The sequence below is a fragment of the Pseudomonas sp. FW305-20 genome (assembly GCF_058788075.1).
In genome coordinates this window covers 36723-56859 of sequence record NZ_JBYTAJ010000027.1, presented here as the reverse complement: position 1 = coordinate 56859, position 20137 = coordinate 36723, and the positions used below count along the sequence as shown (strand labels likewise).

The window sequence follows — 20137 nt, the reverse complement described above, 5'->3', positions numbered from 1 at the left end:
CGCCGAAGACCACGAGATAAACGGTCGGTTATCTCGTGGCCCGGTTCCGCTGTTCGAGGATATCAGTCCTCGAGTGCGCGGACCCGCTCGTGGCGTTGCTGCTCGTCGGGTTGCGCGGTGGTCTGCAAGGTGAAATCGAAGTCGATTTCGGCAAAACGACCGCTGACACCATGGGCCGCCGCGCGCTGTGGATCGTCACTGAAGGTGATTTTGGCAATCAGCTCATCGCGAGTGGCATAGGCGAAATCGTCGTGCAGGTACTGATCGCCATCGAGGTTGATCTGGGTGGTCAGGTGACGATGATCCGGCGCGGAAATGAAGAAGTGAATGTGCGCCGGCCGTTGCCCATGACGGCCCAGTTGATCGAGCAGTTGCTGGGTCGGACCGTCCGGCGGGCAGCCATAGCCCGACGGCACGATGCTGCGAAAGCGATAACGACCCTCGGCATCGGTGACGATACGACGACGCAGGTTGAACTCCGATTGAGTGGTATCGAAGTAGGAGTAAGTGCCGCCAGTGTTGGCGTGCCAGACGTCCACCACCGCACCGGCCAACGGTTCGCCGGCGGTGTTCTTGACCTGGCCCTGCATGAACAGCACCACCCCCGGATCGACGCCGTCATCCAGTCGCGCTTCGCCTTCCGACAGCGGCGCACCCGCCACGTACAGCGGGCCTTCGATGGTCCGCGGCGTGCCGCCGGCCTTGCCGGCCTGCTCGTCTTCGGCGTCCATCAGCAGGTCGAGGTAGTGTTCGAGACCGAGCCCGGCCACCACCAACCCGGCCTCTTGACGCGCGCCCAGCACGTTGAGGTAGTTGACGGCTTTCCAGAATTCTTCCGGGGTCACGGCCAGGTCTTCGATGATGTTCACCGAATCGCGCAGAATGCGGTAGACCAGCGCCTTGACCCGCGGGTCGCCGGCCTCGTTATGCAGGCCGCTGGCCTCTTCGAGAAACTTCTGGACACCGGCAGTGTGGGAAATCTTGACGTTCATTTTGGTGGGTTCCTCATCTTGTAATTATTAGCGTAGCGAACTGAACAGGCTGGGTTCAGCGGTCATCCTCGCGAATGGAAGAAGGATGCCGGCACAGCGCCTCGACCTCGATCGCCATGTACGGAAACAACGGCAATTGCATGAGCAGGTCGTGCAGCTCCTGCACGCTGTCGACGTCGAAAACGCTGTAATTGGCATAGTGTCCGGCGATGCGCCACAGGTGACGCCACTTGCCTTGCTCTTGCAGGCGCAGGGCCAGGGCCTTTTCGTCAGCCTTCAGCTTCGCGGCTGCTTCGGGATTCATATCGACCGGCAGGTTCACGGTCATTTTTACGTGGAACAGCATGATGCTCTCCTCAGGCTTGATGAATGGCAGTAGACGTTTTGTCTCGGCGGAAGAACGCCAGACGTTCTTCATCGAGGTTCAGGCCCAACCCCGGCGTTTTCGGCACGTGCAGCTCGAAATCGCGATAAACCAGCGGCTCGCTGAGAATGTCTTCAGTCAGCAGCAGCGGACCGAACAGCTCGGTGTCCCACGCCAGTTTGTTCAGCGTGACAAAAGCATGGGCCGAGGCCAGGGTGCCGACGCCGCCTTCGAGCATGGTGCCGCCATACAGACCGATACCGGCCGCTTCGGCGATGGCCGCAGTTCGCAGCACGGCGCGCGGGCCGCCGTTCTTGGCGATTTTCAGGGCGAACACCGAGGCCGCGCCTTCACGGGCCAGGTTGAAGGCGTCTTCCACGCACTCGATGGATTCGTCGGCCATGATCGGCGCCGGGCTCATGGCATTCAGGCGCGCCATGCCGGAGCGGTTATTGCGCGAGATCGGCTGTTCGATCAAGTCGATGCCGTTGGTTCCCAGGATCCGGCAGGCGCGCAGCGCGACCGCTTCGTCCCAGGCCTGATTGACATCGACCCGCACGCTGGCGCGGTCGCCCAAGGCTTTCTTGATTGCAATGACGTGAGCCAGGTCGCGGTTGACTTCGCCGGCACCGATTTTCAGTTTGAAAATCCGATGGCGTCGCAGGTCGAGCATTTTCTCCGCTTCGGCGATGTCCCTGCCGGTGTCCCCACTGGCCAGGGTCCACGCCACTGGCAGGGCATCGCGAACGCGGCCGCCCAGCAACTCGCTGACCGACAGCCCAAGGCGTTTGCCCTGAGCGTCGAGCAAGGCGGTTTCGATACCTGATTTAGCGAACGTGTTGCCACGGATGCTGCGCTCCAGACGCAACATCGCAGCATTCACGTTGGCGCTGTTCTGGCTCAGCAACAGCGGCGCGAAATGTTTGTCGATGTTGGTCTTGATGCTCTCAGGGCTTTCGTTGCCGTAGGCCAGGCCACCGATGGTGGTGGATTCGCCAATGCCTTCAATGCCGTCGGCGCAGCGCACGCGAATGATCACCAGGGTCTGGTTCTGCATGGTGTGCATCGCCAGCTTGTGCGGGCGGATGGTCGGCAGATCGACGATGATCGTCTCGATCGATTCAATGGCTGTTGCAAGCATGTCGATACCTGTCAGGTTCTTAAAGTTCTGGAACCGATTCTGGTACGGCTTTTTTCGGGAAGCCAATATAGAATTGGTCTGACTTGATACCTTTAAGGTATGCAACCGACTTGCGACTGGAGGCCCCATGGAACTGCGTCACCTGCGGTATTTTCAGGTGTTGGCTCAAACCCTCAATTTCACCCGTGCCGCCGAACTGCTGCACATCGCCCAGCCGCCACTGAGCCGGCAGATGCAGCAATTGGAGGATGAACTGGGCGTGTTGTTGCTGGAACGCGGGCGGCCGCTGAAGCTGACCGATGCCGGGCGGTTTTTCCATGAGCACTCCACCGCCCTGCTCGAGCAACTGAGCAAGGTATGCGATAACACGCGGCGGATCGGTCTGGGCGAAAAGACCTGGCTGGGCATCGGTTTTGCCCCGTCGACGCTCTACGGCGTGCTGCCGGAACTGATTCGCCGTTTGCGCAGTGGCGAGCCCCTGGAGCTTGAACTGGGGCTCTCGGAAATGACCACACTGCAGCAAGTGCAGGCGCTCAAGGCCGGGCGCATCGACATTGGTTTCGGCCGAATCCGCATCGATGATCCGGCGATCATCCAGACGGTTTTGACTGAAGATCGACTGGTCGCCGCCCTGCCCGCCGGGCACCCCTTACTGGCCGGGCCGATCAGCCTTCGCGAACTGGCGAAAGAACCTTTTGTGCTGTACCCCGGCAACCCGCGGCCCAGCTATGCCGATCACGTCATCGCGTTATTCGAATCCTATGGCGTGAGCATTCATGTGGCGCAATGGACCAACGAATTGCAAACCGCCATCGGACTGGTGGGAGCGGGAATCGGCGTCACACTGGTGCCGGCCTCGGTGCAACTGCTGCACCGCGACGACATCGGTTTCACGCCGCTGCTGGAAGACAATGCGACCTCGCCGATCATTCTCAGCAGGCGCGTGGGCGACGTATCGCCGGGGTTGAATCATTGCTTGCAGATGATCGATGAACTGCAACCGCGGGCCTGATCCGCGATGCGATCCGCTTCAGCCGGCGAAGGCCCGGCGACCGGCGCGCATCTCGATGCGCAACTCGCCAATCAGATTGGCGATAGCGCGAACGCTGGTCAGTCGTTCGGGCGATACACCGGTAATCAACAGAGCAATGCGCCCGGTGGCGGGTTCATAGACTTTGATCCGTAACGTTCCGTCGGGATTCACTGTGCAGGCGCAGGAAAGCGGTTGAAAACCGGACTCGACAATGCGGCAAAGCTCAGGAACTGAAACCATGACTGGCGCCTCCGTGGCAGGTTAATCGGATCCAACTTGCTCAGCATAGATGGGCTTTCCCCATCCTGCGCCCGCCAATGCTCAAAATAAGTGTTAGCTGTTTCTCATTTTGGCGACCTTTCAGTGAGAATCCGCACCCCAGATCCAATTCCAGAGCCCGGGTAATTTGACCGGCTCTGAACTGTCGCGAACCGTACGCGCCATGGCGGCCCGTTGCAGCGCAGCCGTGTCGTCGTAAAACGGCTTTTCTGCGGTTTTCACACCGGTAGCCCGTGCGCTGTCGAGGAGGATTTGCAGGTACTCGCGAGTATGCCGGGCGGTGTAGCGATTGAGGTCGTGGAAGGTCACCACCACCGGAATCACCCCGTCCACCACCGGTAATTCGCCAAGGGCGATGCGTTCGCGCACTTCGGACATTGTGCGCAAGAAGTGGGCCCGCCGCTGGGGGCTGGCGTTGAAGCCCCAGATCTTGCCGTCATTGGCGCTCAGGTCGGTCAGCAATAGGTGCATGCCGTGCTGCTGATAGGCGGCGAAAACCCGGTTGTCATAGCTCCAGAATGGTGGGCGCACCAGGGTCGGCGGCGCGCCGGTGATCGCGGCGATGTCTGCGGCGCCTTTGCTCAGTGACTGCTCCAGTTCTTCCGGGCTCAGGGATCTGTGATTGGTGTGCGAGCGGGTCGCCGAGTGGAAGCCCAGAATCTGCCCGTCTGCGTGTTCACGGCGCATGACCTCGCGTCCGATTTCGCTGTTGCCGGCACGTGGCGCACCGGTCTGCACGAAGAACACCGCTTTAAGGTTCGGTTGCACCGGGTTGGTGGCCAGACTGTCGAGCACCGTCATCGTCGGATTCCACAAACTCGAGGCGCTGGGACCGTCGTCGAAGGTCAGCAGAAAACGGATCGGCGGTTGCTCACTCAGACGCTGTTCGGTCTGCGGCGTCATTTCGATGGGAGAAGCGATGCACCCCGCCAGCCCAGTGGCGATGATGAGTGCAGATAGAACCTTGAACAGCTGTTTCATGTTTTGCCCATTTATCCTTCGTCGTCCGCAGGTCGCTGCGGGCCGAGGTTGGATAAGGGTACACAGTGTTTGGTTCCAGTGCGCATCCTGTGGGAGCGAGCCTGCTCGCGAAAGACGTGAACGATAACGTGTGCTGTCTGAATGAATGCGGTGTCCGGACGTTTTTCGCGAGCAGGCTCCCACACAGGTACCGCGTCAGGCTTTGGCTTTTGATCTTGATCTGCTTGCCCCTTTCCCAGAGGCCGAACGCAGGTATTGCGCAGTCAAGGCTTCAACGGCCATTCCTGATCGCGATCCGACAGTTCTTTCCCATCGTCGGGATGCTTCCAGTCCGGCGTCGAACGCCGCTGCCGCTCAATCTCCTCTTCCGTGGGTTCGTCATCCACCTCTTCATCCGGGTCTGGACGCTTGGGATCATTAGCCATGTTCACCTCTCTTCCTGTAGGGGTCCCTTTTAAGCGTAGAACAGTTTCGACAAGGACGACTTAGAACCACCAACGCAGCAAAAAGAAGAACCCCATGCTCAACAACATGCTGAGCAAGGTATTGCGGGTGTAAAGCACCAACCCCACCGCCACCAGCGAACTGAGCAGGTACGGGTTATCCCATTGCAGATTCAACTGCTTGTCCGGCATGAACACGATCGGCCCGCAGATCGCCGTCAGCATGCCCGGCACCGCAAAACCCAGGAATTGCCGCGCATTGCTGCTCAAGCGCACGGGCAGCCGCGGCTCCAGAAACACATAACGGTTGAGGAACACCAACAACCCCATGCCGAAAATCACCGCCCAGACCATCATGTGCGTCCACCGTAGAATTTGTTGCAGATAAAGCCCGCGGTCATGCCCGCCAACCCCGACAGCACCAGCGCCGAGCCCCATTGCCAATAACTGAACAGCACCGAGCAAAACAACGACACCGCCACGCACACCACGGTCGGCACGTTCCGCACCACGGGGGTGATCAGGGCGATAAAGGTCGCGGCAATGGAGAAGTCCAGTCCCAGGTGTTCCAGCCCCGGAATGCTGCTGCCGAGCACGATGCCGGCCAGGGTGAAGAGGTTCCAGGCGATGTAGAACGTCAGGCCGACACCCAACGCGTACCAGCGGTTGAACTGTTGTTTGTCATGCGCACTGGTCAGGGCGAACAGCTCATCAGTGAGCAAAAAACCCAGCCCCACACGCCAGCGTCCAGGCAACGGCGAAATCACCGAACGCATGCTCATCCCGTAGAGCAAATGCTGGGAGGTCAGCAGCAGCGTGGTCAGCAGAATCGAAAAGATCCCGGCACCGCCCTTGAGCATGCCGATCGCCACCAGTTGCGCCGCCCCGGCAAACACGATGCTCGACAGCCCCTGGCCTTGCAGGGGCGTGAGGTTGGCCTCGATGGCCATGGAGCCGGCCAGCAAGCCCCAGGGCGCGGTGGCCAGGGACAACGGCATGATCGCCGCGGCGCCGCGAAGAAAGGCGCTGCGCGGCATGAGTGAATTGGACATAACGCTCTACAACCAGGGAAAGACCCCAGACTGTGCCAGCAGTCGCGGCCGCTGGCTTGAACGATCTTGCGCACTTGGTACGCGAACTTGTTCCATTCATCGGCTACAAGCTTGATTCACTCCAGTAGTAGCAACATGATGGCGCAGTTTTTTCATCTTTGAGATCCGGCCCCCTCATGAGCTCAATCGAAACCGACAGCGACGTCTACAAAACCCTGCTTGAGTCGACCAAAGCAATACCATGGCGGATCGACTGGAAGACCATGACTTTCAGCTACATCGGTCCGCAGATCGAGCGTCTGCTGGGCTGGAAACAGGACAGTTGGGTGGGGGTCAATGACTGGGTCGAACGCATGCACCCGGATGATCGCGACTACGTGGTGGAGTTCTGCGTATCGCAATCGCGGGCGGGTGTGGATCACGAGGCAGACTATCGGGCGCTGACCCGCGACGGTGACTATGTGTGGATCCGCGATGTGGTGCACGTGGTGCGCAAGGACGGTGAAGTGGAAGCGCTGGTGGGTTTCATGTTCGACATCAGTGAGCGCAAGAAAACCGAAGAGCACTTGAGCCGCCTGCAAAAGCAACTCGAAGAATATTCCTTCCAGGACGGGCTGACCGGCATCGCCAACCGGCGCATGTTCGACACCGTGCTGGAGCGCGAATGGAGCAGCGCTCAACGCACGGGATCAGCGCTGTCGCTACTGATCCTGGATATCGATTACTTCAAACAGTTCAACGACCATTACGGGCACATCAAGGGTGACGAATGCTTGCGGCGCGTCGCTCAGACCTTGTCCCTGGCGGCCAATCGGCCACGAGATTTCATCGCGCGGATCGGCGGTGAAGAGTTCGTCTGGCTGCTGCCGGAAACCGACGCCGAATCCGCAAGGCTGGTGGCAAATAAATGCCTGCTTCTGATTCGCCAGCAGCACATTCCCCATGAGTTTTCTGCGGTATCGAAGCGGCTGAGCCTGAGCCTGGGTGTCGGCACCACCACCGCAACGCCGCACGCGACGGCGCTGGAATTCGTCGAGCAGGTCGACAAGTTGCTCTACAGGGCCAAGCACAACGGCAGGATGCGTGCGGAGTTCGTTGATTTTCGCGATTGACGAAAGGCGTGCTCGCAGCGCCGAACAGCAGCAATCGATAGAGCATCAGCGACCCGCCCGAGTACCATGGAGCCATTCGCATAACGCACCAGGGAGTCGACATGCTTTACCGAATCGCCGCCGACGGGCTGGTCCTGTTCCACCTGTTGTTCATTCTGTTCGTGCTGTTCGGCGGGCTGTTGGTGCTCAAATGGCGCCCCCTGGCCTGGTGGCACCTGCCCGCGGCTGTGTGGGGCGTGTCGGTGGAAGTCTTCCACTTGCCCTGCCCGCTGACGCAGTGGGAAAACCTCATGCGCGACGCAGCCGGGCAAACCGGTTATGTCGGCGGTTTCATCGAACATTACGTGTGGCCGGTCATTTACCCGGCGGGCCTGACGCCGGCGATCCAGCTGGGATTGGGCAGCGTCGTGCTGGTGATCAACGTGCTGGTCTACCTTCGGTTGATCAAGCGGTGGAAGTTGCGTCGCGCAGCCTGAAACCGATTCGGATCATGTTATCGATTGAAGGTCGCACCTGGCTGGAAGCCATCCGGGCCGTTGGCAGCCTTGTTTGAATTCAATTGGCAATGACGCTCATGTTCCGACCGCTGGCCTTGGCCACGTACAGCGCCTTGTCGGCAGCCCCCACCAGGTCGCTGGGCTGGGCTTGTGACGCCGGATTGTAAGCGGCGACCCCCAGGCTGACCGTCACCGTGCCTTCAACCCCTTCACTGTGCTGGATGCCGGCCAGATGAACCGCGCGGCGGATTTTTTCCGCCACCAGAAACGCTCCCACATAGTCCGTCCCGGGCAGTACCACCGCAAATTCTTCACCGCCATAGCGAGCAGCCAGATCGCCGGGGCGCTTGATGTTGTCCCTGATGATCGTGCTGATGTTGCGTAAACACTCATCACCGGCCACATGGCCGTAAAGATCATTGAAGCTCTTGAAGTGATCGACATCGATCATCAGCAGCGCGAGATGGGTCTGGTTGCGTCTGGCGCGGCCCATTTCGGCGAGGATGAACAGATCGAACTGACGCCGGTTGGACAGTCCGGTCAGTGCGTCCTCCAGCGCCAGCAACTCAAGACTGCGGTTGACCTCGATGAGTTTTTCCTGCGCGTCCAGCAATACGCCCTGCACGTGATTCTGCTGCCTCATGAGGCGAATCAGGCGATAACCGAGGACCCCGAGAAACCCCAGGAATAACGAGACGATCCCGGCACTCAGCAGTACCTCCTTGCGCCAGGCGGCCAGGACTTCATCTTTATTCAGCGCCGCATAGATGATCAGCGGATAACCGTCGACCCTGCGAAAACCGACCACCCGCTCGACGCCATCCACATAGGACGGGACCATCGCCGTGCCGGAATTGCCCTTGGGCAACAGTTGCGTAAACAGCGGTCCCTTGGCGACGCTGATGCCGATTTCAGTTTCTTTGAACGGCCGGCGAACGACGATACTGGCGTCATCGGCGATCAGATTGATCACGCCGTTTTGCCCCATGTCGATACTGTCGTAGAGCCCGAGGAAATGACTGAGATAAATCGTTGCCAGCGCCACGCCGGCAAACCGGCCATCCGGATGATTGACGCGACGGGACACTGTCATGATCCATTCACCGCTCGAACGGCTCTTGATCGAGGGACCGATGTGAGGGCCACGGTCGGGATGATTGCGGTGGAAGGTGAAATACTCACGATCGGCGTTGTTGGCACCGGGCATGACGGCACCGTTGGAGTTGGCAATCCAGCGCCCGTCTTCGCCGTAGACAAACAAGCCATGGAGCTGGCTCAACTCACTGCGCTGGGCCTTGAGCAAACGCTCCAGTCGAGGTACCCGAGCCTGGTCGATGCCATCGTTTTCAAGGCGATCCACCAGGGTCAACAGCAACATATCGGCTTGCTTGATCGACGCTTGCGCTTGCGAGGCCAAAGTCTGGGCAAGGTTGGACATCGCCACTTCTTTGTCGTGCAGATGGTACTGGCGCGAGTTCCAGGCTTCCCAAATCACGATAGCCGCCATGGACAGGCACACCGCGACCAGCAGAATCACCGCAGAGCGAACCTTGAGTGTGGCCCCGCCTTGCTCGGCGACCCGAGGCACACCATGGCGGGATTGTTCAATTCGATTGTTGACGGACGGATGACCCATGACGTTCCCTGAAATATTGATCACAGGGCGAATCTTCCCGTTCGCCCTTTTTATGCCCCCTGACGGGGTATGAGCTGCCTGGTGCCAGGCAACTATGCTTCATCAAACACCCGAAAGCTGATTTGCGCGAGAACTAATCTCACCTACGGCTCGCCAAGCCTGCGGCTCAGCAGTTCAGCGGTTGTCGACGAATCAGGGTTTATCCCGAGGCGTCTGCTTCACGGCCTCGATCCAGGCCGGATTCAATCGCGTTTGATCAGTCTCGATGCCCAGCACTTCCATCCGTGCCTTGTGCTGATCCATCTCGCGGGTCAATTGGCTGTGATCACTGGAGTTGCCGTCCAGCTCGTGCATCTGACTCAATCCCAGATGGTAGAAACGCAGCAGCTTCATGGCCGTAGGATCTTCCTTCTCCACCGCCGCCGTCACCTGATGCATGACGTTGGTGATGCTCATCAGGCTGCGCTTGAGCTGCCAGCCATAAACCGCCGGGGCCATCCATGGCTGGGTCCAGAAGGTGCCGCGCATCAGGGCGGCCATCAGCAGCACCGACACAAACACGCCGCCGACGTTAAAGCGCAGATTGTCGCCACCGGGTTCGCCGAACAGCGCCACCGCCGTGGTGGACAACACCATCGCCAGGGCCAGGAAAATCAAGGCTATGATTATCGTGCTGCGTCGCGTCTGGCTTCGATAGCGTTCGGGGTTCTGCGGCTGGATTTCGAACATCGCGACGGGGTTCCTTGAGGGCGTGGGTAAAAAGGCTGCGGCGCATTATCGCCTCTGCAGGGGATTTAGCTATGCTGGGGCTCCTTTTCATCTTTTCATCGTCAAACGGGGAAATGGCGATACAGCGCAGTTCGTGCCATCTTCTTTCATGGATACATACTATTCGGATGCCAGTTATCTGTATGAATGGCATCGTTTTAAGGATCATTGAATGACCCAACGACAAGTAATCAACGCCTCGGTCAGCCCCAAAGGCAGCCTGGAAACCCTTTCTCAACGTGAAGTACAGCAACTGAGCGAAGCCGGATCCGGCAGCACCTACACCTTATTCCGCCAGTGCGCCCTGGCCATCCTCAATACCGGCGCCCATGTCGATAACGCCAAAACCATCCTCGAAGCCTACAAGGACTTCGAAATCCGCATTCACCAGCAGGACCGCGGCGTACGCCTCGAACTGCTGAACGCCCCGGCCGACGCCTTCGTCGATGGCGAAATGATTGCCAGCACCCGGGAAATGCTCTTCAGCGCCCTGCGCGACATTGTCTACACCGAAAACGAACTCGACGCCCAACGCATCGACCTGAGCACCTCCCAGGGCATCAGCGACTACGTGTTCCACCTGCTGCGCAACGCCCGCACCCTGCGGCCGGGTGTCGAGCCGAAGATCGTGGTGTGCTGGGGCGGCCACTCGATCAACACCGAAGAATACAAATACACCAAGAAAGTCGGCCACGAACTGGGCCTGCGCAGCCTCGACATCTGCACCGGTTGCGGCCCTGGCGTGATGAAAGGCCCGATGAAAGGCGCGACCATCGCCCACGCCAAACAGCGAATCCACGGCGGCCGCTACCTCGGCCTGACCGAGCCGGGCATCATCGCCGCCGAAGCGCCCAACCCGATCGTCAACGAACTGGTGATCCTGCCGGACATCGAAAAACGCCTGGAAGCCTTCGTTCGCGTCGGCCACGGCATCATCATTTTCCCGGGCGGCGCCGGCACGGCCGAAGAGTTCCTGTACTTGCTCGGCATCCTGATGCACCCGGACAACGCCGGCCTGCCCTTCCCCGTGGTCCTCACTGGTCCGAAACATGCTGCGCCGTATCTGGAGCAACTGGATGCGTTTGTCGGCGCCACCCTGGGTGAAGCCGCCAAGCAACACTACGAGATCATCATCGACGACCCGGCTGAAGTCGCACGTCAAATGACTCAAGGCCTGAAAGCGGTCAAACAGTTCCGTCGCGAGCGCAATGACGCGTTCCATTTCAACTGGCTGCTGAAGATCGACGAAGGCTTCCAGCGCCCGTTCGATCCAACCCACGAAAACATGGCCAACCTGAAACTGAGCCGCAACCTGCCGGCCCACGAACTGGCCGCCAACCTGCGCCGCGCGTTCTCCGGCATCGTCGCCGGCAACGTAAAGGACAAGGGCATCCGCCTGATCGAAGAACACGGGCCGTACCAGATCCGTGGCGATGTGGCTGTCATGCAACCGCTGGATCAGCTGCTCAAGGCCTTCGTCGCCCAGCACCGGATGAAGCTGCCAGGTGGCGCGGCGTATGTGCCGTGTTATCAAGTGGTTGCGTAACAGGCACCATCAAACAACCCTGTGGGAGCGAGCCTGCTCGCGATAGCTGTGTGTCATTCAACCATGATGTTGACTGACACTCCGCCATTCGCGAGCAGGCTCGCTCCCACAGTGGTTTATAGATGATCCGCATCAATGATCGCCTTGGCAAAGGCTTGCGGATCTTCCTGCGGCAAGTTGTGGCCGATACCACCGTTGATGAGTCGGTATTCATATTTGCCGGTGAAACGCTTGGCATAATCCTCGGCTGCCGGATGTGGCGCCCCGTTGGCGTCACCTTCCATAGTGATGGTCGGCACCGTAATCACCGGCGCCTTGGCCAGCCGCTGCTCCAGCGCTTCATATTGAGGTTCGCCCTGAACCATGCCCAACCGCCAGCGATAGTTGAAGATCGTAATAGCCACATGATCGGGGTTGTCCAGGGCCACCGCGCTGCGGTCGAAAGTCGCGTCGTCGAACGTCCATTTCGGCGAGGCCAGCTCCCAGATCAACCTGGCGAAGTCGTGGCGGTTTTTTTCGTAACCGGCCTGGCCGCGTTCGGTCGCGAAGTAGAACTGGTACCACCATTGCAGCTCGGCCTTGGGCGGCAACGGATTCTTGCCGGCCGCCTGATTGCCGATGAGGTAGCCGCTCACCGAGACCAACGCCTCCACCCGCTCCGGCCAGAGCGCCGAAACGATGTTCGCCGAGCGCGCGCCCCAGTCGTAGCCACCGAGCACCGCCTTGTTGATCTTGAGCGCATCCATAAAGTCGATGACGTCACTGGCCAACGCGGCGGGCTGGCCGTTGCGAACAGTCTTGTCGGACAGGAAATGCGTGTCGCCGTAGCCCCGTGCATACGGGATCAACACCCGGTAGCCTTTGGCCGCCAACAAGGGCGCCACTTCGCTGTAGCTGTGAATGTCGTAAGGCCAACCGTGCAGAAGAATCACCACCGGACCATCGGCGGGGCCGACTTCGGCGTAAGCCACATTCAGCAATCCGGCGTTGACATGCTTCAGCGGGCCAAACGAATCCGCCTTGAGGGTGCCAGCGCTGGCCAACACTGGCTCTGGCGTTGCGGCCTGCGCATGGGCAGCACCAAAGGCACCTGCCTGCATCAGCGCGAAAGCGAGGACCGATGGGGCAAAGAAACGACGACGCGAGTCGTTTTTTTTGCTCAACACATTCATCTTCATGGTGGTTTCCCTGGAAGTCATTGACCTGCTGTTCTGGACGATGTGAGTCAGCCAATACGGGCTGATGAGCAGACTGCGCGGTCATCGTCTTTGACAGCGATCAGCGTAGAAGAAAGATCAGCCGCCCTGATTGCCGCACTCTGCGAATTTGCTGTAATCGAGGGCTTTCTGCATACCGCTGGAATCGAGATAGGTCAGGCGGGCATCGACAATGCCGCAATTGCCATCGCCGTTATCGACGACGGAAATCACTTTCTTGATATCCAGGTGGGTGCCGTGAGAAGTTTCTTGCGACGGCGCTTGAACATCGGCCTGGGCCGAAAACGCTGCAACGTTCAGGACTGCAAAGAAGCTGGCGGCAATCAGTGCGTTCCAGTTCATGGTGATTTCCTCTGGGTGGCAATGGGCAGTGGTTGTGAGGCAAGTCATCTTGTCTCGATGGAACCCATTTAATCGGCCCGAGGTATCTGCCATGTGTCGTAGAACCGGAATTAATAAGGCGTAAGGTGTCTCCGGGGGCATCAGATACAGTGCGATACAAAACCAACAACAAGAGGCTGAGCGATGGAACATGTGGACCACATCCTGATCGTCGACGACGACCGGGAAATTCGCGAGCTGGTCGGCAATTACCTGAAAAAGAACGGGCTGCGCACCACGGTGATTGCCGATGGCCGGCAGATGCGCAGCTTTCTGGAAACCAATCAGGTGGACCTGATCGTGCTGGACATCATGATGCCCGGCGATGACGGCCTGCTGCTGTGCCGCGAATTGCGCTCGGGCAAACACAAAGCCACGCCGATCCTGATGCTCACCGCACGCGACGACGAAACCGATCGCATCCTCGGCCTGGAAATGGGCGCCGACGACTACCTGACCAAACCCTTCGCCGCCCGTGAACTGCTGGCGCGGATCAACGCCGTGTTGCGCCGTACCCGGATGCTGCCGCCCAACCTGCTGATCACCGAGACTGGCCGGTTGCTGGGCTTCGGCCGCTGGCGCCTGGACACCACCGCCCGGCACTTGCTCGACGAAGACGACACGATGGTGGCCCTCAGTGGCGCCGAATACCGTCTGCTGCGGGTGTTCCTCGATCACCCGCAACGGGTGCTCAGCCGTGACCAGTTGCTCAACCTGACCCAGGGTCGCGACGCCGACCTGTTCGACCGCTCGATCGATTTGCTGGTGAGCCGTCTGCGCCAGCGACTGATGGATGACTCACGGGAATCCACCTACATCAAAACCGTGCGCAGCGAAGGCTACGTGTTCTCCTACCCGGTGGAATTGCTGGGCGCAGAATCATGAAGCTTCCCCCAAGCAAACCTGAGGAGACTTTTTCATAGGGCTTTGTATCCGTCTGTATAAGAACCCGCGACAGATACGCAGACACCGACTTCGGCGTGTTCGAGCACACATCACCGATACACCCGAGCGTTTAACTGTGATCACCGGATAGCAACAGCTACCGACCCACTCAAACTAAACGCACGGAGAATTACCCATGTTCAACTTCTCGAAAGTCTCGTCCCTGGCACTCGGTCTGGCCCTGGTTAGTGGTCTCGGTCTGTCGAGCCTGGCTTCTGCCACCACTGGCAATGCCGCGTCCCCTGGCCAGGTTAAACAACTGTTGGTTGAAGGCGGTTCCGATCGTCTGATCGAGAATCGTGTGGCCGAAGGCGGTGCCGACCGTTTGCAAGAGCTGCGCGAACGTGTGGCGCTAATCAGCCCGAACAACGCCGTACGCAGCGGTGTGGTCGTCGCGGAAAACCGCGCCGAGTTCGGCTCGAAATATCAACGATATTGATTGCCAGGGCTTTTGGCTGAGCTTGGCGATCCCCATGATCATTCCCGCGCTTTGCGTGGGAATGCGTTCAGACAATGAATCATCGCTCTCGATAACAACTATGCGTCAGAGTGTTTTTTCATCGCGCAGCTCCAGCACTAGAGTGACCCCCATCTTCTCCCCACACTCTGGAGCAACTTCATGAAAAGCATCATCGGTCTTGGTTTCGCCCTTTCGGTTCTTGGCGCCACCTCCGCCATCGCCGCCCCACACGCCACCCCGCAGGTCGTTGCAGCGGCCAAAGTCAGCCAACCGGCCACACTGAACGTGAACGCCGTCGGTGTTGATCACAAAGACAGCCAAGCGAGCACACTCTATGTCGCTGAAAACCGCCCTGAATTCGGTTCGAAGTATCAGCGTTATTGATCAATGGCTTTGCGCCGCTTGAAACAACAAACCCCGGGGAGATCCGATCTCCCCGGGGTTTGTTGTCTTTAGTGTTGAAATACAGGCTCGAGATATTCGTAGCAGCTGCCGAGGCTGCGAGGCTGCGTTCGAGTCGGGCCGCGTTCGGACGCAGCGGTCGCAGAATCAGGTGATGCGTTTTTTCAGCCGGATCGTGCATTCAGGTTTACGACCGCTGCGCGCTCGAACGCAGCCTCGCAGGCTCGGCAGCTGCTACAGGGACGGCGTTGTTGTCAGGCGAGCGGCGAGTGCCTTGGCCTGGCTCGCGACGTCGGTCACTGCGGTGCTTTCCCACCACATGCCACGCAACGGTGGGCCCATGGCGAACAGACGGCTGGCGACTTGCTCATCGGCGCCCAACACCGCGCCATCGACTGCCGCCGCAATCCCCAGCGCCAACGGCCCCGGCCGGACAAGTCCGCGGGCGAGCAGTTGCTGTGGCAGAGGTCGGGCGACGCGTCGCCAGTCGTATTCGATGCCGCTGGAATTAATCAACGCCGCGCCGCTGACAACGGTAGTTTCGGCTTCACCTCGACGCCGAATACGGATGCTGACTTCACCGCCGGAGAAAGGCTCCAGCCCTTTGAACGACGCGGCCTGAATCCGCAACCGCCCTTCCTTGTGCAACCGCGCCACCAGTTCGGCACTCAACGGCGGCGAGCGATGGTGATGACTTTCCCACCACGGCCGCACATGCCGCACGAACTGTCGACGCTGCACGTCCGTTGCCTGATTCCACAAACGGCCAATATGCGCGCGCACGGTGTCGAGCGGTGCCTGCCAGTCGATGCCTTGAGCGATGGCGTCCCGGCAATGCCGACGCAGCTCGCGCATCAACTGTCGCGGTGTACGAATGCTCTGATCCTCGGCGAGAAAATCCACCCAGGCCGGTGGCTGCCGACGTACATGAGGCAGCAAACCATGCCGCGAAAACACTTCGATCGGCCCGCGATGCCCGGCCTGTTCCAGCGACACCACGGCATCGACCATGGTCAGGCCCGAACCGATGATCAGTACGGTCGACTGCGGATCGAGTTGCTGCATGGCCGCGACGTCCCATGGATCAAGTGCCGCCGCATTCAAGCCGCTGGACTCGGTCTGTGGCGTACGCGCAGCGGGGAACATCCCCGTGGCCAACACCGCATATGCGCCCTGCAAGTGTTGCCCGTCGCTCAAGGTCAGCAACACAGAATCGTCCCCGGTCTGCAGGTCAACCACCTCGGCCCGCACATGCTCGACCGTTGACCCGTTCAACGCCCCCACCGCTTGCGCTTCGGCCAGCCGCTGCTGCACATACAGGCCGAAAATCCCCCGGGGCGGGAACAATTCGCTGACCGGCACATGTTGCTCGTCAGACTCCGGCCAACCACCGGCCGCGATGTATTCGGTGAGCCATTGGGTCAGGTCATCGGCGTTGTCCGGATCGACGCTCATCCGCGCCGCATTGCCGTTGAGCGTATGGCCCAGTTCGACCGCGCTGTACGCCTCGCCCCGTCCCAGTTCGGCGCGGGGTTCGATCACCAGCACCTGGCGTTTGCCCGGCAGGCGCAGCAACTGCGCCGCCAGCATCGCGCCGCTGAGGCCGCCGCCGACGATCAGGATGTCCGCATGGCGGATGGCGTCGGTGGCCAGTCCGCTTTGGGTTTCAGTCATGGCGTTCTCACTGCTCAGTGTTTACCTAAATGGAAGTCATGCCGCCGATGCGTATTTGAGCGCCACAATAATGTTTTGCTCGGCCATCAGGAAGCTCACCGACTCGGCGCGATTGAGCTGGGCGACGATCTCGAAAGTCTCCGGGACGATCATAGGCGCCAAAGCCATGGAAGGTTCGTCAAGCAGTACCAAAGTAGGACAGGAAAATATCGCTGACGAATCTTTGTATAGACCCTCTGCGTTCGGCGTCTGTGGGCGATAGCTTCGGCGTCAGAATGGATGACGTGGGCGCTGCGAGAGGGCGAGACTGAAATTGTCATGGCGCGCCCCCGGCGACGGGTGAACACCCAAGAGCCAAGACAGAGGTCGTGCCAATTGATTTTTACTTATGTCAATTCTTTATCACAAACAACTAAATCGATTTGCAAGAGCACGCGAAACAAACTCCAGATTCACTGTGGCCAGTTAAACGTTAATGACAGCAATTGTTCGACATCATCAGCAAAGTCGAACAACTGCTTTTGAGCAACTCGTCAAGAATGCAAGATGTCATACCTGGTTGATTCAGAGTAACCGGCGTTACCATCTTCATTGTACAAGATGTATGAAAACGCCTTATTCAGTCCTGTGTGATTCAGTAAGCCGCTCCTTGGCACCAGGACTTTATAAAAACCGCTTTCTGGTTCCCCAACGGGTTGCTGGGCTACAACCTGGTCAGCAATTAACACTTCGATACTGCCATTAGGATCCGGAAATGGAGGAAGCGGAATGCGTGCGGTAGCGCCTTGAACCGGAACATTCGTCAGTTTGATTTCCTTTCCTACAGCCTCTTGGATTTCAAGCCGTTCCAATGCCATTTTTAAGTTTCCTTCCGTTGACGTTAGAAAAAGTTCTTCTGCCCATCAGGCAAGAACTGTGAGCAGCGCGCTGAACTCCATTTGAAGAGCAATCGCGCTACACGTCTACTGTCATAAATAACAGGCATCTCATCATTTCCGATGAACGGTTACCAACTATCAGATCACCACATTTCGCACAAACCACGCCGCCCCCTCGTTGCGATAGGCACGGAGCTGTTGCTGGCAAACTTGTAGAAGTGGCCGGCAGCGATCAATCGCTGCTGCCCTGCCAACAGCCAGGCCTGCCTCACAAGCGCATCGACACGCCTAAATCGAGCACTTCGCTTTGTTGGAATGGATCGTCGACCCAATATCGAATCCGCATTCCAAAACTGTTAATAAACGCGCAAGCAGGAATCACAAATGATGCCCCATCTCCAGTAAGTGGGGTCGTTAATGTTTTGGAAGTGCCGCCATTGCTGTATTCGAGGGTCACCTGGATGCCCGGATAAACACTCCGGTTCAGTACAATCTTGACCTGAGCGCCGGCTAAGACATCTTCGAGAAAGACCATGTCGCCGCAGGCCACCGGCAGCACGGGTGCAGGTAAAAGCGCTGACGGCTTTCTGTGATGAATAGGCATACGTGAACCCAATGTTGAGGAGTGGACCGCCATCCGCCGGCGCACTCATCATTGTCTGGATCCAAAGCCAATCGTCTACTGTAAGAAGTAACAGGTCTATATATGTTTGATGTGGAATCAGCGCAGATCAAATCACCACATTACGCACAAACCGCGCCGCCACTGCCCCATCGTTGCGATAGGCGTGGGGCTGGTTGCTGGCGAACATGTAGAACTCGCCGGCAGCGATCTCATGGGGTGTATCACCCAGCATCAGGGTCAGGCAGCCTTCGAACACAAAGATCTGCTCACTCCAACCCTCGGCATCCGGTTGCGATGGGTAAATTTCCCCCGGTTGCAGGCACCATTCCCACTGTTCCACTTCGCGGACAGCCGTGGCTTTGGATAACAAAACGGCTTTGCTGCCAGGAATTTTCCCGGCCCAGGCCACTTCATTGATGCGACTCGGATCGCGTGCGTCCGAGGCCTGGATCAGGTCGCTGAATGCGACATCCAGCGCTTCGGCCACGCGGTCGAGGGTGGTCAGGCTGACGTTCTTTTCGCCGGCCTCGATGGCCACCAACATCCGGCGGCTGACCCCGGACTTTTCCGCCAGCGTCGCCTGGCTCATGTCGGCGGCGTGGCGCAAGCGTCGAACGTTCTGGCTGACGTGCTGGAGGACCGAAGCCCGCGGGGTAGAATCTTTGTGCACTATATTGCTCACTTAATGGGGTTGGGCAGTATACTGCGCAACATTCGGCGCATTGTGCGTCCCCCTCAGGTAGCGCGCAAGGTCATGACGTCGGTGAATCCCCCTCACACTTCCTCCCGTTTCTCGCGGTTCAGCAAAGCCGAGTGCGTGCTGGTGCTGATCACCATGGTCTGGGGCGGGACCTTCTTGCTGGTGCAGCATGCGATGACGGTCAGCGGGCCGATGTTCTTCGTCGGCCTGCGCTTTGCCGCAGCGGCAATCATTGTTGCGCTGTTTTCCTGGCGACACCTGCGGGAACTGACCCTGTTCGAACTCAAGGCCGGGGCCTTTATCGGTGTGGCAATCATGCTCGGTTATGGTTTGCAGACCGTCGGGTTGCAGAGCATTCCCAGCAGCCAGTCGGCGTTTATTACCGCGTTGTACGTGCCCTTCGTCCCGTTGCTGCAATGGCTGGTGCTGGGACGGCGTCCGGGGTTGATGCCGAGCATCGGGATCATGTTGGCGTTTACCGGGTTGATGTTGCTGTCGGGACCGGCCGGCGCTTCGTTCAATTTCAGCCCTGGCGAAATCGCCACGTTGATCAGCGCCGTGGCGATTGCGGCGGAGATCATTCTGATCAGCACCTATGCCGGCCAGGTCGATGTGCGACGGGTGACGGTGGTGCAATTGGCGGTCACCTCGGTGCTGGCGTTTTTGATGGTGGTGCCGACTCAGGAAATGATTCCGGATTTCTCATGGCTGCTGTTATGCAGCGCACTGGGGTTGGGCGCAGCCAGTGCGGCGATTCAAGTGGCGATGAACTGGGCGCAGAAGAGCGTTTCGCCGACCCGGGCAACGCTGATCTATGCCGGTGAGCCGGTGTGGGCCGGGATTGTCGGAAGGATTGCCGGGGAGCGGTTGCCGGCGATTGCGCTGGTGGGTGCGGGATTGATTGTGGCGGCGGTGATTGTCAGTGAGTTGAAGACCAAGGGTAAGGCTGTTACGCCTGAGACCGAGGGCGACCCGGAAGGCGAAGCCGAGCATTGATCGTTCCCACGCTCT

Annotated in this window: 24 protein-coding genes and 1 pseudogene; 8 read left to right on the top strand and 17 right to left on the bottom strand. The window is 59.1% G+C overall.

The features are described 5' to 3' along the window. Positions 1-62: 62 nt before the first annotated feature. The 3 genes from catA to AC3WP4_RS21185 are packed head-to-tail and all read right to left on the bottom strand — an operon-like array spanning position 63 to position 2497. The gene (gene catA, locus AC3WP4_RS21195; protein ID WP_074875703.1) at positions 63-992 is read right to left on the bottom strand and encodes a catechol 1,2-dioxygenase; all 930 of its coding nucleotides are present in this window, start codon (positions 990-992) and stop codon (positions 63-65) included. Positions 993-1047: 55 nt separating this feature from the next. Further along, positions 1048-1338, bottom strand: a complete 291-nt coding sequence (gene catC, locus AC3WP4_RS21190; RefSeq protein WP_074875701.1) for a muconolactone Delta-isomerase — start codon at positions 1336-1338, stop codon at positions 1048-1050. Positions 1339-1348: 10 nt separating this feature from the next. Further along, positions 1349-2497, bottom strand: a complete 1149-nt coding sequence (locus AC3WP4_RS21185) for a muconate cycloisomerase family protein (RefSeq protein ID WP_102615942.1) — start codon at positions 2495-2497, stop codon at positions 1349-1351. A gap of 127 nt (positions 2498-2624) precedes the next feature. On the opposite strand from AC3WP4_RS21185, the gene AC3WP4_RS21180 reads away from it, so the two are divergent. Further along, positions 2625-3509: a LysR family transcriptional regulator gene (locus AC3WP4_RS21180; RefSeq protein ID WP_008154539.1), complete on the top strand. Its 885-nt coding sequence runs from the start codon at positions 2625-2627 to the stop codon at positions 3507-3509. 18 nt (positions 3510-3527) lie between these two features. Here AC3WP4_RS21180 and AC3WP4_RS21175 read toward each other — a convergent pair whose 3' ends face one another. The 5 genes from AC3WP4_RS21175 to AC3WP4_RS21155 form a co-directional block, all read right to left on the bottom strand. Continuing rightward, positions 3528-3770, bottom strand: a complete 243-nt coding sequence (locus AC3WP4_RS21175; RefSeq protein WP_074875697.1) for a DUF1652 domain-containing protein — start codon at positions 3768-3770, stop codon at positions 3528-3530. 120 nt (positions 3771-3890) lie between these two features. Continuing rightward, positions 3891-4790, bottom strand: coding sequence for a polysaccharide deacetylase family protein (locus AC3WP4_RS21170; protein ID WP_102615943.1), 900 nt, complete (start codon positions 4788-4790; stop codon positions 3891-3893). Between the two features lie 263 nt (positions 4791-5053). Beyond that, positions 5054-5215: a hypothetical protein gene (locus tag AC3WP4_RS21165; protein ID WP_162842857.1), complete on the bottom strand. Its 162-nt coding sequence runs from the start codon at positions 5213-5215 to the stop codon at positions 5054-5056. A gap of 60 nt (positions 5216-5275) precedes the next feature. After that, positions 5276-5587: an AzlD domain-containing protein gene (locus AC3WP4_RS21160; RefSeq protein ID WP_162842873.1), complete on the bottom strand. Its 312-nt coding sequence runs from the start codon at positions 5585-5587 to the stop codon at positions 5276-5278. Beyond that, positions 5587-6285, bottom strand: coding sequence for an AzlC family ABC transporter permease (locus AC3WP4_RS21155; RefSeq protein WP_008157336.1), 699 nt, complete (start codon positions 6283-6285; stop codon positions 5587-5589). Before AC3WP4_RS21155 ends, AC3WP4_RS21160 begins: the two co-directional genes overlap by 1 nt. 176 nt (positions 6286-6461) lie before the next feature. On the opposite strand from AC3WP4_RS21155, the gene AC3WP4_RS21150 reads away from it, so the two are divergent. Further along, entirely contained in the window at positions 6462-7397 is a 936-nt protein-coding gene (locus AC3WP4_RS21150; RefSeq protein ID WP_074875689.1) for a sensor domain-containing diguanylate cyclase, read from the top strand. 101 nt (positions 7398-7498) lie between these two features. Further along, complete coding sequence (locus AC3WP4_RS21145; protein ID WP_102615944.1) at positions 7499-7873, top strand: DUF2784 domain-containing protein; 375 nt, start codon at positions 7499-7501, stop codon at positions 7871-7873. 79 nt (positions 7874-7952) lie between these two features. Here the strand turns inward: AC3WP4_RS21145 and AC3WP4_RS21140 are convergent, their stop codons facing one another. Both AC3WP4_RS21140 and AC3WP4_RS21135 read right to left on the bottom strand, forming a co-directional pair. Continuing rightward, positions 7953-9530 (bottom strand): sensor domain-containing diguanylate cyclase, encoded by a 1578-nt coding sequence (locus AC3WP4_RS21140; RefSeq protein WP_102615945.1) that lies wholly within the window; start codon positions 9528-9530, stop codon positions 7953-7955. Positions 9531-9722: 192 nt separating this feature from the next. Next, complete coding sequence (locus AC3WP4_RS21135) at positions 9723-10259, bottom strand: DUF3087 domain-containing protein (protein ID WP_102615946.1); 537 nt, start codon at positions 10257-10259, stop codon at positions 9723-9725. 211 nt (positions 10260-10470) lie between these two features. Between AC3WP4_RS21135 and ppnN the strand changes: the two genes are divergently transcribed. Further along, complete coding sequence (gene ppnN, locus AC3WP4_RS21130) at positions 10471-11844, top strand: nucleotide 5'-monophosphate nucleosidase PpnN (protein ID WP_056744871.1); 1374 nt, start codon at positions 10471-10473, stop codon at positions 11842-11844. 116 nt (positions 11845-11960) lie between these two features. Here the strand turns inward: ppnN and AC3WP4_RS21125 are convergent, their stop codons facing one another. After that, complete coding sequence (locus tag AC3WP4_RS21125; RefSeq protein ID WP_102615947.1) at positions 11961-13022, bottom strand: alpha/beta fold hydrolase; 1062 nt, start codon at positions 13020-13022, stop codon at positions 11961-11963. 117 nt (positions 13023-13139) lie between these two features. Continuing rightward, the gene (locus AC3WP4_RS21120) at positions 13140-13403 is read right to left on the bottom strand and encodes a DUF2790 domain-containing protein (protein ID WP_074875677.1); all 264 of its coding nucleotides are present in this window, start codon (positions 13401-13403) and stop codon (positions 13140-13142) included. 183 nt (positions 13404-13586) lie between these two features. Here AC3WP4_RS21120 and AC3WP4_RS21115 point away from each other — a divergent pair, with 183 nt between their 5' ends. From AC3WP4_RS21115 to AC3WP4_RS21105, 3 genes are all read left to right on the top strand, one after another. Beyond that, positions 13587-14327 (top strand): response regulator, encoded by a 741-nt coding sequence (locus AC3WP4_RS21115; protein ID WP_102615948.1) that lies wholly within the window; start codon positions 13587-13589, stop codon positions 14325-14327. 196 nt (positions 14328-14523) lie between these two features. Beyond that, entirely contained in the window at positions 14524-14826 is a 303-nt protein-coding gene (locus tag AC3WP4_RS21110; protein ID WP_102615949.1) for a phage infection protein, read from the top strand. Positions 14827-15006: 180 nt separating this feature from the next. Beyond that, positions 15007-15231, top strand: a complete 225-nt coding sequence (locus AC3WP4_RS21105) for a hypothetical protein (RefSeq protein WP_102615950.1) — start codon at positions 15007-15009, stop codon at positions 15229-15231. A gap of 252 nt (positions 15232-15483) precedes the next feature. Here the strand turns inward: AC3WP4_RS21105 and AC3WP4_RS21100 are convergent, their stop codons facing one another. The 5 genes and pseudogenes from AC3WP4_RS21100 to AC3WP4_RS21080 all read right to left on the bottom strand — a co-directional run bounded on the left by AC3WP4_RS21100 (position 15484) and on the right by AC3WP4_RS21080 (position 19096). After that, positions 15484-16923 (bottom strand): FAD/NAD(P)-binding protein, encoded by a 1440-nt coding sequence (locus AC3WP4_RS21100; RefSeq protein WP_102615951.1) that lies wholly within the window; start codon positions 16921-16923, stop codon positions 15484-15486. A 39-nt stretch (positions 16924-16962) separates the two neighbouring features. Continuing rightward, positions 16963-17136: pseudogene (locus AC3WP4_RS21095) on the bottom strand (ABC transporter ATP-binding protein); the annotation flags it as partial. A 320-nt stretch (positions 17137-17456) separates the two neighbouring features. Then, complete coding sequence (locus tag AC3WP4_RS21090; protein ID WP_102615952.1) at positions 17457-17780, bottom strand: hypothetical protein; 324 nt, start codon at positions 17778-17780, stop codon at positions 17457-17459. A 289-nt stretch (positions 17781-18069) separates the two neighbouring features. Next, entirely contained in the window at positions 18070-18405 is a 336-nt protein-coding gene (locus AC3WP4_RS21085; RefSeq protein WP_146011591.1) for a hypothetical protein, read from the bottom strand. A 127-nt stretch (positions 18406-18532) separates the two neighbouring features. After that, positions 18533-19096: a helix-turn-helix domain-containing protein gene (locus tag AC3WP4_RS21080; RefSeq protein ID WP_102615954.1), complete on the bottom strand. Its 564-nt coding sequence runs from the start codon at positions 19094-19096 to the stop codon at positions 18533-18535. 15 nt (positions 19097-19111) lie between these two features. Here AC3WP4_RS21080 and AC3WP4_RS21075 point away from each other — a divergent pair, with 15 nt between their 5' ends. Beyond that, positions 19112-20122, top strand: a complete 1011-nt coding sequence (locus AC3WP4_RS21075; RefSeq protein ID WP_173860484.1) for a DMT family transporter — start codon at positions 19112-19114, stop codon at positions 20120-20122. Positions 20123-20137 lie beyond the last annotated feature (15 nt).

What these genes read in the sequence shown, in the direction of transcription:
- AC3WP4_RS21150 (WP_074875689.1), top strand. Translation starts at nt 6,462, where the DNA reads ATGAGCTCAATCGAAACCGACAGCGACGTCTACAAAACCCTGCTTGAG.
- AC3WP4_RS21160 (WP_162842873.1), bottom strand. Translation starts at nt 5,587, where the DNA reads ATGGTCTGGGCGGTGATTTTCGGCATGGGGTTGTTGGTGTTCCTCAAC.
- catC (WP_074875701.1), bottom strand. Translation starts at nt 1,338, where the DNA reads ATGCTGTTCCACGTAAAAATGACCGTGAACCTGCCGGTCGATATGAAT.
- AC3WP4_RS21075 (WP_173860484.1), top strand. Translation starts at nt 19,112, where the DNA reads ATGGGGTTGGGCAGTATACTGCGCAACATTCGGCGCATTGTGCGTCCC.
- AC3WP4_RS21170 (WP_102615943.1), bottom strand. Translation starts at nt 4,790, where the DNA reads ATGAAACAGCTGTTCAAGGTTCTATCTGCACTCATCATCGCCACTGGG.
- AC3WP4_RS21135 (WP_102615946.1), bottom strand. Translation starts at nt 10,259, where the DNA reads ATGTTCGAAATCCAGCCGCAGAACCCCGAACGCTATCGAAGCCAGACG.
- AC3WP4_RS21175 (WP_074875697.1), bottom strand. Translation starts at nt 3,770, where the DNA reads ATGGTTTCAGTTCCTGAGCTTTGCCGCATTGTCGAGTCCGGTTTTCAA.
- AC3WP4_RS21115 (WP_102615948.1), top strand. Translation starts at nt 13,587, where the DNA reads ATGGAACATGTGGACCACATCCTGATCGTCGACGACGACCGGGAAATT.
- AC3WP4_RS21185 (WP_102615942.1), bottom strand. Translation starts at nt 2,497, where the DNA reads ATGCTTGCAACAGCCATTGAATCGATCGAGACGATCATCGTCGATCTG.
- AC3WP4_RS21155 (WP_008157336.1), bottom strand. Translation starts at nt 6,285, where the DNA reads ATGTCCAATTCACTCATGCCGCGCAGCGCCTTTCTTCGCGGCGCCGCG.
- AC3WP4_RS21125 (WP_102615947.1), bottom strand. Translation starts at nt 13,022, where the DNA reads ATGAAGATGAATGTGTTGAGCAAAAAAAACGACTCGCGTCGTCGTTTC.
- AC3WP4_RS21105 (WP_102615950.1), top strand. Translation starts at nt 15,007, where the DNA reads ATGAAAAGCATCATCGGTCTTGGTTTCGCCCTTTCGGTTCTTGGCGCC.
- AC3WP4_RS21110 (WP_102615949.1), top strand. Translation starts at nt 14,524, where the DNA reads ATGTTCAACTTCTCGAAAGTCTCGTCCCTGGCACTCGGTCTGGCCCTG.
- AC3WP4_RS21165 (WP_162842857.1), bottom strand. Translation starts at nt 5,215, where the DNA reads ATGGCTAATGATCCCAAGCGTCCAGACCCGGATGAAGAGGTGGATGAC.
- ppnN (WP_056744871.1), top strand. Translation starts at nt 10,471, where the DNA reads ATGACCCAACGACAAGTAATCAACGCCTCGGTCAGCCCCAAAGGCAGC.
- AC3WP4_RS21100 (WP_102615951.1), bottom strand. Translation starts at nt 16,923, where the DNA reads ATGACTGAAACCCAAAGCGGACTGGCCACCGACGCCATCCGCCATGCG.
- AC3WP4_RS21180 (WP_008154539.1), top strand. Translation starts at nt 2,625, where the DNA reads ATGGAACTGCGTCACCTGCGGTATTTTCAGGTGTTGGCTCAAACCCTC.
- AC3WP4_RS21120 (WP_074875677.1), bottom strand. Translation starts at nt 13,403, where the DNA reads ATGAACTGGAACGCACTGATTGCCGCCAGCTTCTTTGCAGTCCTGAAC.
- AC3WP4_RS21090 (WP_102615952.1), bottom strand. Translation starts at nt 17,780, where the DNA reads ATGGCATTGGAACGGCTTGAAATCCAAGAGGCTGTAGGAAAGGAAATC.
- catA (WP_074875703.1), bottom strand. Translation starts at nt 992, where the DNA reads ATGAACGTCAAGATTTCCCACACTGCCGGTGTCCAGAAGTTTCTCGAA.
- AC3WP4_RS21085 (WP_146011591.1), bottom strand. Translation starts at nt 18,405, where the DNA reads ATGCCTATTCATCACAGAAAGCCGTCAGCGCTTTTACCTGCACCCGTG.
- AC3WP4_RS21140 (WP_102615945.1), bottom strand. Translation starts at nt 9,530, where the DNA reads ATGGGTCATCCGTCCGTCAACAATCGAATTGAACAATCCCGCCATGGT.
- AC3WP4_RS21145 (WP_102615944.1), top strand. Translation starts at nt 7,499, where the DNA reads ATGCTTTACCGAATCGCCGCCGACGGGCTGGTCCTGTTCCACCTGTTG.